General features: G+C 61.0%; 19 protein-coding genes. 15 read left to right on the forward strand and 4 right to left on the reverse strand.

What is annotated here, in order from left to right; genetic code table 11:
- Positions 1-20: 20 nt before the first annotated feature.
- The 10 genes from DLD99_RS06575 to recX all read left to right on the forward strand — a co-directional run bounded on the left by DLD99_RS06575 (position 21) and on the right by recX (position 7,110).
- On the forward strand, positions 21-530 hold the full coding sequence (locus DLD99_RS06575) for a phage baseplate assembly protein V (protein WP_114881671.1): 510 nt from the start codon (positions 21-23) through the stop codon (positions 528-530).
- The gene (locus DLD99_RS06580) at positions 530-928 is read left to right on the forward strand and encodes a phage GP46 family protein (RefSeq protein ID WP_114881672.1); all 399 of its coding nucleotides are present in this window, start codon (positions 530-532) and stop codon (positions 926-928) included. Before DLD99_RS06575 ends, DLD99_RS06580 begins: the two co-directional genes overlap by 1 nt.
- Positions 918-1,961 carry a baseplate J/gp47 family protein gene (locus DLD99_RS06585; RefSeq protein ID WP_114881673.1) on the forward strand — a complete coding sequence of 348 codons (1,044 nt, stop codon included), beginning with the start codon at positions 918-920 and terminating at the stop codon, positions 1,959-1,961. The genes DLD99_RS06580 and DLD99_RS06585 overlap by 11 nt, the downstream gene beginning before the upstream one ends.
- Complete coding sequence (locus DLD99_RS06590) at positions 1,949-2,548, forward strand: YmfQ family protein (RefSeq protein WP_114881674.1); 600 nt, start codon at positions 1,949-1,951, stop codon at positions 2,546-2,548. The genes DLD99_RS06585 and DLD99_RS06590 overlap by 13 nt, the downstream gene beginning before the upstream one ends.
- Positions 2,549-2,558: 10 nt before the next feature.
- Positions 2,559-3,719, forward strand: coding sequence for a phage tail protein (locus DLD99_RS06595; RefSeq protein WP_114881675.1), 1,161 nt, complete (start codon positions 2,559-2,561; stop codon positions 3,717-3,719).
- Positions 3,720-3,856: 137 nt separating this feature from the next.
- Entirely contained in the window at positions 3,857-4,423 is a 567-nt protein-coding gene (locus DLD99_RS06600; RefSeq protein WP_114881676.1) for a glycoside hydrolase family 19 protein, read from the forward strand.
- A complete protein-coding gene (locus tag DLD99_RS06605; RefSeq protein WP_114881677.1) occupies positions 4,402-4,920 on the forward strand; it encodes a lysis system i-spanin subunit Rz in 519 nt (172 codons plus the stop codon). Before DLD99_RS06600 ends, DLD99_RS06605 begins: the two co-directional genes overlap by 22 nt.
- A 68-nt stretch (positions 4,921-4,988) precedes the next feature.
- Positions 4,989-5,489, forward strand: coding sequence for a CinA family protein (locus DLD99_RS06610; RefSeq protein ID WP_085712897.1), 501 nt, complete (start codon positions 4,989-4,991; stop codon positions 5,487-5,489).
- Between the two features lie 83 nt (positions 5,490-5,572).
- Entirely contained in the window at positions 5,573-6,631 is a 1,059-nt protein-coding gene (recA, locus tag DLD99_RS06615; RefSeq protein WP_085712898.1) for a recombinase RecA, read from the forward strand.
- Between the two features lie 8 nt (positions 6,632-6,639).
- Positions 6,640-7,110 (forward strand): recombination regulator RecX, encoded by a 471-nt coding sequence (recX, locus tag DLD99_RS06620; protein WP_039771298.1) that lies wholly within the window; start codon positions 6,640-6,642, stop codon positions 7,108-7,110.
- A 73-nt stretch (positions 7,111-7,183) separates the two neighbouring features.
- On the opposite strand, the gene DLD99_RS06625 is transcribed toward recX, so the two are convergent.
- Positions 7,184-8,302: an LOG family protein gene (locus DLD99_RS06625; RefSeq protein WP_114881678.1), complete on the reverse strand. Its 1,119-nt coding sequence runs from the start codon at positions 8,300-8,302 to the stop codon at positions 7,184-7,186.
- 354 nt (positions 8,303-8,656) lie between these two features.
- Between DLD99_RS06625 and DLD99_RS06630 the strand changes: the two genes are divergently transcribed.
- Positions 8,657-8,851: a hypothetical protein gene (locus DLD99_RS06630; RefSeq protein WP_114881679.1), complete on the forward strand. Its 195-nt coding sequence runs from the start codon at positions 8,657-8,659 to the stop codon at positions 8,849-8,851.
- On the opposite strand, the gene DLD99_RS06635 is transcribed toward DLD99_RS06630, so the two are convergent.
- Complete coding sequence (locus tag DLD99_RS06635; protein WP_085712902.1) at positions 8,852-9,277, reverse strand: PA3611 family quorum-sensing-regulated virulence factor; 426 nt, start codon at positions 9,275-9,277, stop codon at positions 8,852-8,854.
- Positions 9,278-9,466: 189 nt separating this feature from the next.
- Here DLD99_RS06635 and DLD99_RS06640 point away from each other — a divergent pair, with 189 nt between their 5' ends.
- From DLD99_RS06640 to DLD99_RS06650, 3 genes are all read left to right on the forward strand, one after another.
- A complete protein-coding gene (locus DLD99_RS06640; RefSeq protein ID WP_114881680.1) occupies positions 9,467-10,210 on the forward strand; it encodes a tRNA-uridine aminocarboxypropyltransferase in 744 nt (247 codons plus the stop codon).
- 229 nt (positions 10,211-10,439) lie between these two features.
- A complete protein-coding gene (erdR, locus tag DLD99_RS06645) occupies positions 10,440-11,090 on the forward strand; it encodes a response regulator transcription factor ErdR (protein WP_085647827.1) in 651 nt (216 codons plus the stop codon).
- Between the two features lie 75 nt (positions 11,091-11,165).
- On the forward strand, positions 11,166-11,528 hold the full coding sequence (locus tag DLD99_RS06650; RefSeq protein WP_003222276.1) for a diacylglycerol kinase: 363 nt from the start codon (positions 11,166-11,168) through the stop codon (positions 11,526-11,528).
- Here the strand turns inward: DLD99_RS06650 and DLD99_RS06655 are convergent.
- Entirely contained in the window at positions 11,525-12,451 is a 927-nt protein-coding gene (locus DLD99_RS06655; protein WP_085712905.1) for a LysR family transcriptional regulator, read from the reverse strand. The two genes, DLD99_RS06650 and DLD99_RS06655, sit on opposite strands and share 4 nt — an antisense overlap.
- Before the next feature lie 144 nt (positions 12,452-12,595).
- Here DLD99_RS06655 and fpr point away from each other — a divergent pair, with 144 nt between their 5' ends.
- Positions 12,596-13,375 carry a ferredoxin-NADP reductase gene (fpr, locus tag DLD99_RS06660; protein ID WP_003222277.1) on the forward strand — a complete coding sequence of 260 codons (780 nt, stop codon included), beginning with the start codon at positions 12,596-12,598 and terminating at the stop codon, positions 13,373-13,375.
- Positions 13,376-13,444: 69 nt separating this feature from the next.
- Here the strand turns inward: fpr and tsaA are convergent, their stop codons facing one another.
- Positions 13,445-14,143, reverse strand: coding sequence for a tRNA (N6-threonylcarbamoyladenosine(37)-N6)-methyltransferase TrmO (gene tsaA / locus DLD99_RS06665; protein ID WP_208647512.1), 699 nt, complete (start codon positions 14,141-14,143; stop codon positions 13,445-13,447).
- Between the last annotated feature and the right edge of the window lie 51 nt (positions 14,144-14,194).

Here is a 14,194-nt window from a genome sequence, read left to right on the forward strand (position 1 = left end):
CGTCCTCCAAGGAAACCCCTATGAGCCTACTGACACGCCTGCTGGCGCGCGGCACTGTCGTGCTCGCCAGTTCGGCCTCCAAGCTGCAATCGCTGCAAATGCGCCTCACCGCCGGTGAAGTGAACGACGACATGGAGCACTTCGAGCCCTACGGCTTCACCAGCCATCCGCTGGCCGGCGCCGAGGGTGTCGTCACGTTCCTCGGCGGTGACCGTTCCCACGCCATCGCCCTGGTGGTCGCTGACCGCCGTTATCGCCTGCAATCGCTGGCGGCCGGCGAGGTGGCGATCTACACCGACGAAGGCGACAAGATCCACTTCAAGCGCGGGCGGATCATCGATATCGAAACCGCCACGCTCAACATCCGCGCCAGCACGGCGGTGAACTTCGACACGCCGGTGATCAACCAGACGGGCAAGATCGTTTCCAATGGCGATCAGGTGGCCGGCGGTATCAGCCAGATCAAGCACGTGCATGGCGGCGTACAGGGCGGCAGCGGTCAGACCGGCGTGCCGGCGGGAGGTCAGTGATGCTCTTCAGTCAAAACCTCCACGCCGCGCTGACCCGCTCGGTGCTGATCAGCCTGTTCACCTGGCGCCGCGCGGCCGACGACGATGCCCTCGACGACGAGGAGCGTTATGGCTGGTGGGGTGACACTTTTCCTACCGTGGCCAATGACCGCATCGGTTCGCGGCTGTGGCTGCTACGTCGGGTCAAGCTGACCCGACAGACCCAGATGGACGCCGAGTTCTATGCCCGCGAAGCCTTGCAGTGGCTGATCGATGACGGCCATTGCAGCGCCATCGACATCATCAGCGAACGCCTCGACGCCCAGCGGCTAAACCTGCGCACGGTCCTGACCCTGGCCGACGGCGAGCGCCTGGACATCAACCCTGAAAACAGTTGGCAGGTGATCTATGCCGTTTGAAACCCCTTCGCTGCCGGTGCTGATCAAACGCACCCAAAGCGACCTGGCCGGCGATTCGCTGCGCCAGTCCGATGCACAAGTCCTGGCCCGCACCCTTGGCGGTGCGGTCTACGGACTTTATGGCTATCTCGATTGGATCGCCGAGCAGATCCTGCCCGACAAGGCCGATGAATCGACCCTGGAGCGGATTGCTGCGCTGCGCTTGAATCAGCCGCGAAAATCCGCGCAGGTGGCCACTGGCAGCGTCAGCTTCAATGCCAGCGCCGGGGCGGTGCTGGATGTCGATACGTTGCTGCAATCGAATGACGGTCGAACCTACCGGGTCACCGCTGCGCAAACGACCGGCAACGGCGTCAACAGCGCCACCATTGCGGCCCTGGATGCCGGCAGCCAGGGCAATGCCGACGCCGGTCTGACACTGGTACCGGTGCAACCGGTTCAGGGCATCGACGGCAGCAGCTTCAAGGTCCTGGAACCAGGGCTGACCGGCGGCATCGCCCGGGAAAGCCTTGAATCCTTGCGCTCACGGGTGATCCGTTCCTACCGCCTCATTCCTCACGGCGGTTCGGCTCAGGATTACGAGACGTGGGCGCTGGAGTGCCCGGGAATTACCCGGGCATGGTGTCGTGGCAACTTCCTGGGGCCGGGCACGGTCGGCGTATTCGTCATGCGCGACGACGATGCACAGCCCATTCCCAATGACGAGCAACTGGCGCAAGTGCTGGCTTACATCGAACAGTTGCGACCGGTGACGGCGGATGTGAGCGTGATGGCGCCGGTGCAGGTGCTGGTCAACTACAAGTTGCGCATCACGCCCGACACCAGTGCCGTCCGTGCCGCCATCGAAACGCAGTTGCGCGATTTGCATAACCGTGAGGCCGGGTTGGGCGAGACGCTGTTGCTCAGCCATATCGGCGAAGCGATCAGCAGTGCGACCGGTGAAACGGATCACACTCTTGTTTCGCCTTCGAGCAATGTCACGGCAGCCAGTAACCAGCTCCTGACATTCGGGGGGTGCGAATGGCTGTCTTGAGAAGCGCCGAACAATACCGCAATCAATTGCGCAGCCTGCTGCCCGGCGGACCCGCCTGGGAGCCGGAGCGAGTACCGGAACTCGATCAGGTGCTGGAAGGCATCGCCCAGGAACTGGCACGCCTCGATGCCCGCGCAGTTGATTTGCTCAACGAGATGGACCCTGCCGGTGTCAGCGAGCTGGTGCCGGACTGGGAAGCCGTCATGAACTTGCCGGACCCCTGCCTCGGCGCCACCCCACTTTATGACGATCGGCGATTGGCCGTGCGCCGGCGCCTGCTGGCGGTAGGCAGTCAGACGGCAGCCTATTTCGTCGAGGTCGCACGCACCCAGGGGTATCCACAGGCATCGGTCTCCGAACTCCGGGTTCCGCGCATGGGGCGCTCGCGATTTGGCCAGGCGCATTTCGGCACCTGGAGAGCGCAATTCATGTGGATCCTCAATACCGGCGGACGCCTGTCCAGCGGGCGCCGCTTTGGTGCCAGTTACTGGGGGGAGCGTTTCGGAATGAATCCAGGCTCGGCCCTGGAATGCCTCATTCACCGCAGCACACCGGCTCATACCCAGGTGTACATCAACTATGACTAAGGAATGAATAATGGATTATCCAAAGAGTGTGCCCAGCGTCGGGCTGGTCAATGGCAAGTTTGTCGATGAAAACCCGGTGGCCGGTACGCCAGGATCGTTGATCCCGGCGGTGTGGGGGAACTCCGTCACCGAAGAGTTGCTGGGGGTCATCAAGGCCGGTGCACTGGTTCCTGACGAGACCAACGTCGGCCAGTTGCTCGTGGCCATCCGCAAGATCAATCAGGCGGGCCTCATCGATTTCGCCCTCGACACCGGCACGGCCAATGCCTACGCCGCCACTTACTCGCCAGTTCCGACCACACTGGTCGACGGTATGGTGCTGCGTTTCAAGGCACTCAATACCAACACTGGCGCCAGTACTTTTTCCGTGGCCGGCTCAATCGCCAAACCCATCGTCGGCCTCGACCATACTCCCCTGCGTTCCGGTGATATCGTCGCAACGGGCGATGCCTGGGTGCAATGGAACAGTTCTGTGGGAAGCGGAGCCTGGGTACTGATTGCGAGTACCGGTGTGGCGCGGCAACTGGGGGCCGATGTCGGCGACGTGAAAACGGTCGCTACCGTTGATGCTCCAAGTGGCTGGCTCAAATGCAGCGGACAACCTGTATCGCGGACTCAGTACGCCAATCTGTTCGCCGCTATCGGTACCCGGTTTGGCGCCGGGGATGGCACCAATACCTTCAACGTGCCGGATCTGCGGGGTGAATTTGTCCGGGGTCTGGACGATGGTCGCGGCGTCGATCCAGGTCGAGTACTGGGCAGCAAGCAGGCAGGGCAGAACGCCTCGCACATTCACGATGTGTCGGCTGCGGCTGCCGGCAACCACGCCCACGCGGCGCGCACGGATGCTGCCGGCTTGCACTCGCACGGTGGGGCTGTGGTCGGTGGTGGCGCGTTCAACATTGATCTGGTCATGGGCGGGCAGGGTGTCGTCGTCGGCGGCAGCACGGCAGGCTCCGTCATGGGTTCCAGCTCGGGACCTTCGGTCAACCGCAACTTCACGACCAACGCTCCGGCGCACTCCCACGGCATCGTTGCGGACGGCAACCACGCGCACAACGTGGGTGTGGATGCTGCGGGTCAACACACGCACACAATGTCTGTCGCTGCATCGGGTGGCAATGAGGCGCGTCCGATGAACACGGCCCTGTTGTTTGTCATCAAGTATTGAGGGTCAATTTCCGGGGAGCCACTGGCGCCCCGGTAAATAGCCCCGGACAGCACCCCTGAAAACTCTGGCAAAGAAGGCTGGCAGGCATCAGCCGCCAGCCGTGATTCAATCGGAGCATTCAAGGAGGAATACGCATTATGCAAATAACTGAAAACAACCTTTTGTCCATCATGCCCAACGCTCGCTCCCAGGCGGGCGTTTTTGTTTCACCGCTCAACGATGCCATGGCGCGTCATCGCATCGATACGCCCAAGCGCGTCGCTGCGTTCCTCGCACAGGTCGGCCATGAGTCCGGGCAACTGCGCTACGTGCGCGAACTGGGCGACAACCAGTATCTGAGCAAATACGACACCGGCACGCTGGCCCTGCGTCTGGGCAACACGCCGGAAGCCGATGGTGACGGACAGAAGTATCGCGGTCGCGGGCTGATCCAGATCACCGGCCGCACCAACTATCGCCAGTGCAGTCTCGGGCTGTTTGGCGATGAGCGTCTGCTGTCGTTGCCTGAATTGCTCGAGCAACCACAGTGGGCGGCGGAGTCCGCCGCGTGGTTCTGGGAGCAGAACGGTTTGAACGATCTGGCGGACCGCGATCAGTTCAACACCATCACCCGTCGAATCAACGGCGGGTTGAACGGCTTGCAGGATCGCCTGGACATCTGGGCGCGGGCGAGGGCGGTGTTATGTCCATCTCCTGGCGTGTAACCGGTGTTGTATTGCTGGTCCTGGGGGCTGGCGCGTTGACCTGGCAATTTCAGGACTGGCGCTACGGCCGCCAACTGGCCGAGCAGGCCCGACAGCATGCCGAAACCCTCAACCAACTGACTCAGGCTGCTGCCTCGGCGCAGCAGGCCGAGCAGGACAAGCGCCTGGCCCTGGAGCAACGGCTCGCGGCCAGTGAGCAAACCCACTATCGAGCACTGAGTGATGCCCAACGTGATCAGGATCGCCTGCGCGATCGTCTTGCCACTGCTGATCTGCGCCTGTCAGTCCTCATCGACGCAGGCGACGCTGCCCAAGGCTGCGGTGTGCCAGCCGCCTCCGGCGCCGGCGGCGTGGATCATGCAACCGTACGCGCCCGACTTGACCCGGCGCATGCTCAACGAATTGTCGCCATCACCGGCGAAGGCGATCGCGGACTGATTGCCCTGCAAGCGTGTCAGGCCTATATCAGAGCGCTGGCGCCTGCACATTTTGAATGAGTCTGTGTATTGAAAGCGCAACCGGCTCGTGTACGGTGGTAGGCATTCCACCCGATCCGGAGAGTGCCGTGAAAGACCTCACCCAACTGGCGGCCGAACTTGGCCGACGCCTGCAGTTGCTCAATGCCCACGTCACCACGGCCGAGTCCTGCACCGGCGGCGGCATCGCTGAAGCGATTACCCGGATTCCGGGGAGCTCCGCCTGGTTCGAGGCCGGTTATGTGACCTACTCCAACCGCCAGAAAACCCAGCAACTGAACGTGCCTGCCGAACTGTTCGGGACGGTGGGTGCGGTCAGTCGCGAGGTGGTCGAGGCGATGGTGCGCGGCGCGCAGAAACACAGCCGTGCACGATTTGCCGTGGCGGTCAGCGGTATCGCCGGGCCGGACGGCGGCTCGCCGAACAAGCCGGTGGGCACGGTGTGGCTGGCCTGGGGTGTCGGCGACGCGGTTTCCAGCGAGGTGCAGCACTTCCCCGGCAACCGCGACGAAGTCCGCCGACAAACGGTGAAGGCCGCGCTAGAGGGGCTGCTGCGACTGGCGGCACGAGAAATCGAAAATCAGGGGTAGGCGATCCGCGAACGCTGTGGAATAATACTGGCTACTTATACAGGTGTTGGCCGTCAGGCCTTATTGATTACGTGAGGACTTTAATGGACGACAACAAGAAGAAAGCCTTGGCTGCGGCCCTGGGTCAGATCGAACGTCAATTCGGCAAGGGTGCCGTAATGCGTATGGGCGATCAGGACCGTCAGGCGATCCCGGCCATTTCCACCGGCTCTCTGGGTCTGGACATCGCGCTCGGCATCGGCGGCCTGCCAAAAGGTCGTATTGTTGAAATCTACGGTCCTGAATCTTCCGGTAAAACCACACTGACGCTGTCCGTGATCGCCCAGGCCCAGAAGGCCGGCGCGACCTGCGCATTCGTCGACGCCGAACACGCCCTCGACCCTGAGTACGCCGGCAAACTGGGCGTCAACGTCGACGACCTGCTGGTTTCCCAGCCGGACACCGGCGAACAGGCCCTGGAAATCACCGACATGCTGGTGCGCTCTAACGCCGTTGACGTGATCATCGTCGACTCCGTGGCGGCACTGGTGCCGAAGGCTGAAATCGAAGGCGAAATGGGTGACATGCACGTGGGCCTGCAAGCCCGTCTGATGTCCCAGGCGCTGCGTAAAATCACCGGTAACATCAAGAACGCCAACTGCCTGGTAATTTTCATCAACCAGATCCGCATGAAGATCGGCGTGATGTTCGGCAGCCCGGAAACCACCACCGGTGGTAACGCGCTGAAGTTCTACGCTTCGGTCCGTCTCGACATCCGCCGTACCGGCGCGGTGAAGGAAGGCGACGAAGTGGTCGGCAGCGAAACCCGCGTCAAGGTTGTGAAGAACAAGGTGGCTTCGCCGTTCCGTCAGGCCGAGTTCCAGATTCTCTACGGCAAGGGTATCTACCTGAACGGCGAGATGATCGACCTGGGCGTGCTGCACGGTTTCGTCGAGAAGTCCGGCGCCTGGTATGCCTACGAAGGCACCAAGATCGGTCAGGGCAAGGCCAACTCGGCCAAGTTCCTGGCAGACAACCCGGAAGTCGCGGCGAAGCTCGAGAAGCAACTGCGTGACAAGCTGCTGTCGCCAGCCGTGATCGCTGACTCCAAGGCTTCTGCGGTCACCGAGACCGAAGACGACCTGGCTGACGCTGACATCTGATTGCACCGATGACAACCGCCGTACTCGATACCCTCGTCGCGGTGCGGCGAACCGCAATGGACCTGCTCGCACGCCGCGAGCACGGTCGAGTCGAGCTGACGCGTAAACTGCGTCAGCGCGGCGCTCCACCCGAAATGATCGAAACAGCTCTCGACCGGTTGACGGAAGAAGGGCTGCTTTCCGAAGCCCGTTATCTGGAAAGCTTTGTTTCTTACCGCGCCCGTTCAGGTTATGGCCCGTTACGGATTCGTGAAGAGCTGAGCCAGCGCGGCCTGCAGCGTGCCGACATCGAACTTGCCTTGCGTGAGAGCGGTATCAACTGGCAGGAGCAACTCACAGACACGTGGCAACGGAAATTCTCCGGCCAGCTTCCCGGCGACGCCAAGGAACGAGCCAGACAAGGCCGGTTTCTGGCGTATCGGGGGTTCTCGATGGAGATGATCAACCGCTTGTTCAGCGGCAGAGGGATGGACGATTAAATCGGTTCCAGCTTCAATCAAAAAATAAAAAAGCGGCCCGCTATTTCGATAGCGGGCCGCTTTTTTTTTGCCTTCAGATTACCTTCGACGGTTCGCGGGAGGATTGCACCGTTTGTGGTCTGGACTGTGCCCAATTTTCCGGCAGGTTGATGAAGTCCACCAGTTCCCGCAGGCGCCCATGGTCCCGGGCGTTGAAGGCGAAGGACAGTCGCGCCAGATGGCTGAATTGCGCCTCGTCGTGCTCCTCGCCGCTATAGGCTTGTTGATGGAACCGGTCGCTCAGGCACAGATCGGCGAAGGCTTCCTGCATGTGGTCCAGGGCCCGGTCGCTGAGCCTGTGGTTCATGCGAATCACGAACTGCCGTTTGAGCCAGCGGCTGGAGTGGAAGTTGCCGTAGAACTGATTGATCTGTTCCACCGCCTCTTCAACGCTGTAGACCAGGCGCATCAGTTTCAGGTCAGTTGGCAGGATGTAACGGTTGTCCTCCAGTTGCTGACGAATGAAGTCCAGTGCTCCTTGCCAGAACGTGCCGCCCGGCGCGTCCAGCAGCACCACCGGCACCAGCGGGCTTTTGCCGGTCTGGATCAGGGTCAGCACTTCCAGCGCTTCGTCCAGCGTGCCGAAGCCGCCGGGGCAGAGCACCAGTGCGTCGGCCTCCTTGACGAAGAACAGTTTGCGCGTAAAGAAAAAGTGGAACGGCAGCAGGTTCCCGGTGCCGTCCACGGTAGGGTTGGCGTGCTGTTCGAAGGGCAGGGTGATGTTGAATCCCAGGCTGTTGTCGCGGCCGGCTCCTTCATGGGCGGCGGCCATGATTCCACCACCGGCACCAGTGATGACCATCATGTCTGAGCGGGCCAGGGCAGCGCCCAGTTCACGGGCCATGGCGTACAGCGGATGCTCGACGGGCGTGCGCGCCGAGCCGAATACCGTGACCTTGCGCCGGCCCTTGAACTGTTCGAGCGTGCGAAACGCCTGTTCCAGCTCCCGCAGGGCTTGCAGGGTGATCTTGGCGTTCCAGCGGTTGTGATCTTCCTGGGCCATGCGCAGCACGGTCAGGATCATGTCGCGGTAGATGGGAATGTTCGGGCTGTTGGGGGAAACCAGGTTGAGTTGTTCTTCGACCTTGCCGGTAAGGTCGTGGCCGCTTTCCTGAAAATGACGGCTGAGCAGGTCATTCGGTTGGTAAGGCATGCAACTTCTCCTTCTGCACAGAGCCTTCGGCCCTGACGTGCGGCGTCAGTGCCGCGCTGCAAGAAAAACAAACGTCCGGCAGCTCCTTTCCTGCCGTTGATAAAATGATCGGGAATACTTTGAATCTAGACCCTCAAAGCATTTCTCGCTCATTGAGCATTGCGCTACAAAGTCTTGTCTGGCAACTGCTTATTGTCGTTTTGCGAAGTGCTTTCACCGCTCGTCCGATGGCGCACCGTGGGCAAAATGCTCTGATTTACTAAGTTAAAGGCGCCGTACGACAACTTTGCGTCAGCGAGCGTACGCAAGGTGCACGCGATTCAAGGATTTGCGGGTGGCAAGGAGGCGGGACACATGACCAGAGTCACTCTGGAGATCGATACGCAGCTGTATCGAATGTTGAAGGCATCGGCCGAGACCAATCATGTCAGTCTCGAAGAGGAGTGCTGCCGACGTCTTTCGGGAGGGGAGCGCCGTTCGCGGTATCTGCAGGCCTTGCTGGCCGAACTGCGCGCCGAGGATGAACAGCGGCGCGCCAATTCTCGTTGATTACTTCTTCTTCGCCGGGCCTGCTTTAGGGCAGTCCGATTCTTGATAGCTGGCCGAACCGATCGCCCGGTTGGTCTTCACTTCGCTGAAGTCATAACGCATGACGGCACCCTTGGCCATCAGCTTGCGGTACGACGGGTTGTTGCAGACCGAAGCCCCCAGCTGGAAGTACACGGCCTTGGGATCGGCGCGCATCTTCTCGGCATGGCTTGCCTGGACGCTCAGGTGGTTGATCAGCGTGGTGCCTTCAACGGTGTAACCCTGATCGAGGATGTCTTCGTTGATCGCCCGTGGTGTACCGACGCTGCTTTGGGCGGCGACGTTTTGCAGCTCTTTGTTCAGGTTCTGCTCTTTCAGGGACGCAGCCTGTGCGCTGAAGGACAACGCCAGCGCAATGGCCGCGGTAGGAACGATAAGGCGCAGCATGAAACTCTCCTGATTCAGTGACTGGTGGTTCGACCAGCCCCGGGGCTGTGCGTTCAGTGGCGGCGAATTATAGGGGAGCCGGTCGGGAGGGTACAGGCTTGTGCCCGCTGCTCTGATAAACTGCCGGCCTTTATTGCCTTGCCGAGAGTTGTTCGTGTCGAGTTTTCCTGTCAGTCGGCGTCGCCCGCAATGAACCATGCCCCCAACGCCGTGGCCCGCCTGCGCGATCAGCGCGAGGACGAGGGCATCAAACCGATTCAGGCCCGTGGTTTTCGCTCCGAACGTTGCCGCGACTGCCGGGTCATCATCAGTCATTGCCTGTGCGCCTGGCGCCCGACCGTTGAAACCCGCTCCGGTGTCTGCCTGATCATGACCGGCAAGGAGGTGTTCAAGCCGAGCAACACCGGTTGGCTGATCGCCGACATCGTGCGGGACAATCACGCCTTCATCTGGTCGCGGACCGAACCCGACGAGCAATTGCTGGCGCTGCTGAACAACCCGCAGTGGCAGCCTTATCTGGTGTTTCCCGGCGAGTACGTCGAGCCTTCGCGGGTCACCAACACCGTGGATCTCGACAGCAGCAAGCGTCCGCTTTTCATTCTGCTGGACGCGACCTGGACCGAGGCGCGCAAGATCTTCCGCAAAAGCCCGTACTTCGATCGCCTGCCGATCCTGAGTCTGTTGCCCGACAAACTGTCGCGTTATCGCCTGCGCCGTTCGACCCGCAGCGAGCACCTGTGCACCGCCGAAGTGGCGGCACTGTGCCTGGAACTGGCGGGTGATAGGGATGCCGCCTCGGCGCTGGACGCCTATTTCGATGTGTTCAGCCAGCATTACCTGGGCGCCAAACAGCAGCTTGAGGTGAATGTGTCGACACCGGCCCATGCCGAGTTGCTGCCTTTTATAGTCAACCCGCAGCCGGTGCCGGCCTGATCCTGGCCCATACTGCTAAAGCAGTGGCCGTGTTGCTTGACCACCCCGGCTTCGCTGGGCATGCTTGGCGCCGATTGGGGTGCGGCCAAGGTTTGAAACGCCGTTTTTGTCCGTGATTGGCGTTGAACGTGCCCCTGTGGATGCCGCTGCACAAGCGCCGGCATCTTGATTTGCCTTGGTGAGCCCCGAATGCATCGGGTCTGCCATCAAAAACAGGATCATTTGAAAAATGGCCACATACGACATCCTGATTGCCGATGATCACCCTCTTTTTCGTAGCGCACTGCATCAAGCGGTGACGATGGGCCTTGGTCCGGATGTACGAATGGTGGAGGTGGCGAGCATCGCCGAGCTGGAAGCCCGCCTGACCGAGAAGGCCGACTGGGATTTGGTGCTGCTGGACCTGAACATGCCGGGCGCCTTCGGGTTTTCCGGGCTGGTGATGCTGCGCGGGCAGTACCCGCAGATTCCGGTAGTGATGGTTTCGGCGCAGGAAGAAGCTTCGGTGATGGTCAAGTCGCGGGAGTTCGGTGCCAGCGGTTTCATTCCCAAGTCGAGCGACTTGAGCGTGATTCAGGAAGCGGTGCGCAAAGTGCTGGACGGTGACGTGTTCTGGCCGCCCCAGGCGTTCGAAGCCGTCAGCGTCTCCGACGAGGCCAAGGCTGCCAGCGATGGCCTGGCGAGCCTTACGCCCCAGCAGTTCCGGGTGTTGACCATGGTCTGTGAAGGCCTGCTCAACAAGCAGATTGCCTATGAGTTGAGCGTGTCGGAAGCGACCATCAAGGCCCACGTCACGGCGATCTTTCGCAAGTTGAACGTGCGGACTCGCACCCAGGCGGCTTTACTCTTGCAACAACTTGAGTCAATTCCAAGCCAGTAAAGGCTGGCGTCTTCACGCTTTTTTGACTTTCGTTGAACTAGCTTCCCCACTTCTTTTTGGTCGGTTGTTTACTTTATGTCACCTTTCAAGGGCCAGACGGGCCTGAAACGCATCCTCAACGCCTCCGGTTACTCGCTGGACGGCCTGCGCGCAGCCTTCACCGGCGAAGCGGCGTTCCGTCAACTGGTGCTGCTTAACGTGGTGCTGATTCCACTGACGTTCTTCCTGAATGTCAGCCGTGTCGAGCAGGCGTTGCTGATTGCCGTGTGCCTGCTGGCGCTGATCGTCGAACTGCTGAACTCTGCGGTGGAGGCGGCTATCGACCGCATTTCCCTGGAATTGCACCCGCTGTCCAAGAACGCCAAGGACATGGGCAGCGCCGCGCAATTCGTGGCACTGAGCATGATTGCCCTGGTGTGGGCGGTGATTCTTCTTTAAGCGATTGTTGGCAGGACGATCTCGTCGCTGCGCTGGACCCCGGCGGTGAAGGCGCGGCACAGATCGAGAAATTCGCGCATGGCGGAGGTCTGGTACTTCTGCTTATGCCAGATGAAATAGAACTGCCGCGCCAGATCCAGATCCGGCGTCTCCACCGGTACCAGACTGCCGCGCCGGAACGCATCACGCAGCGCCAGACGCGAGATGCAGCCAATCCCCAGACCTGATTCCACGGCTCGCTTGATCGCTTCCGTGTGTTCCAGCTCCAGACGAATATTCAGCGCACTGCGATGGTGACGCATGGCCTGATCGAAGGTCAGGCGGGTACCGGAGCCTTGTTCGCGCAGAATCCACGCTTCGTGGGTCAACTCTTCCATGGTCGCGCTGCCGCGTTTGGCCAACGGATGCTGCGGGGCGCAGAACACCACCAGTTCGTCCTCTACCCAGCTCTGCACTTCGATGTCCGGGTGGCTGCAATCGCCTTCGATTAGACCCAGATCAATTTCGTAATGCGCCACTTGTTGCACGATATTGGCAGTGTTCTGCACGTGTAGCTTCACCTGGCTTTCCGGGTGACGCTGCATGAAGCCGCCGATCAGCAGGGTGGCCAGGTAATTGCCGATGGTCAGGGTCGCGCCCACCGACAGCGAGCCGAAACCGGATTTGCCGTTGAGCAGGTCCTCGATTTCCTTGGCCTGATCGAGCATCGCCACCGCTTGCGGTAACAATTGTTTGCCGAGGGCGTTGAGGCTCAGGCGTTTGCCGGCGCGATCAAACAGCTGGCAGCTGGATTGACGCTCCAGTTCGGTGATGGAAGTGCTGGCGGCCGATTGCGACAGGTTGAGCAGACCCGCAGCACGGGACACGCTCTCCTGCTGGGCGACAGCGACGAAGACTTGCAGTTGACGAAGAGTAAATCGCATATCGATATAACCGATAACCCTTATCTTAATAATCCAGTTAACAGATATTGTCGGCGCTATTAGAATGCGATGCAATTGCGCACCGTCGGCATCCTTCAACGCGAGCCGGGCAAGCGCAGATCAATCTCCAGGAGTCCCACGTACATGAGCAACATGAACCACGAGCGTGTCCTCAGTGTTCATCACTGGAACGACACTCTGTTCAGCTTCAAGTGCACCCGCGATCCGGGCCTGCGCTTCGAGAACGGTCAGTTCGTGATGATCGGCCTGCAACAGCCAAATGGCCGCCCGCTTATGCGCGCTTACTCGATCGCCAGCCCGAACTGGGAAGAGCATCTCGAGTTCTTCAGCATCAAGGTGCCTGATGGTCCGCTGACCTCGCAGCTGCAGCACCTGAAGGAAGGCGACGAGATCATCATCTCGAAGAAGCCTACCGGCACCCTCGTCCTGGACGACCTGAACCCGGGCAAGCACCTGTACCTGCTGAGCACAGGCACCGGTCTGGCGCCGTTCATGAGCGTAATTCAGGACCCTGAAACCTACGAGCGCTTCGAGAAAGTGATCCTGGTTCACGGTGTTCGTTACGTCAACGAAGTCGCCTACCGCGAGTTCATCACCGAGCACCTGCCGCAGAACGAGTTCTTCGGCGAGGCGCTGCGTGACAAGCTGATCTACTACCCGACCGTGACTCGCGAGCCGTTCGAGAATCAGGGTCGTCTGACCGACCTGATGCGCAGCGGCAAGCTGTTCAGCGACATCGGCCTGCCACCGATCAACCCGCAGGACGACCGCGCGATGATCTGCGGCAGCCCGAGCATGCTCGACGAGACCAGCGAAGTGCTCGACAGCTTCGGCCTGAAGATCTCGGCCCGTATGCGCGAGCCGGGTGACTACCTGATCGAGCGCGCGTTCGTCGAGAAGTAATCCCGACGATGCCAACAGAAAAGCCCGCGTTGCCCGAGAAGGCAACGCGGGCTTTTTCGTTTCCGGGGATCAGGCTTTGGCGGGGATGACTTCCAGAACGCGGATCCGCTCCGGTGTCGGGTAATGCCAGCGCACGTCCAGATCCCAGAACTGCGCGCCGTATTCACGCTCCGGTGCGGGTGTCTGGTAGGCCGGACGCGGATCCTGAGCCAGGCATTGCTCGATCAGCTCCACCAGCGGCTCGGCCAGGCGCTGAGCGTGGGTGTGGGCCTGTTGCAGCGCCGCATCCGTCCACTGCACGTCGATCAGTTGCGGCGCGGCACTGGCGATGCTGTTGGAGGCCTCGGGGATGATGTCGGCGTAAGGCACGTAGGGTTTGATATCGAGTATCGGCGTGCCGTCCAGCAGGTCGATGCCGGAGATGAACAGGCGATTGGCCTCGACCTTGTCCAGTTTCACCACCGACTGACCGATGCCGTTTGGCCGGTGAGTGGCGCGGGTGGCAAACACCCCCATGGACTTGTTGCCACCCAGACGGGGAGGGCGGACCTTGAGGCGCGGCTTGTCTTCCAGCGCCTGATGGAACAGGAACAGCAGCCAGACATGACTGACCTGCTCCAGTCCCTGCACCGCATCGCCCTGGTCGAACGGTGCCACCAGCTCCAGCACGCCACGGGCGGCGGGGGCCAGTTGCGGCTGGCGCGGGATGGCGAACTTCTCCTTGAAGCAGGAGCGGACGAAGCCGATGGGGGAGACGCTGTAAGTCATGGTTTGCATTCGAAACGGAGCAGGGCGGGCATGATAACCCGGCAGGCTTCA

It is taken from the genome of Pseudomonas kribbensis, from assembly GCF_003352185.1.
GTDB classification, from domain to species: Bacteria; Pseudomonadota; Gammaproteobacteria; order Pseudomonadales; family Pseudomonadaceae; genus Aquipseudomonas; species Aquipseudomonas kribbensis.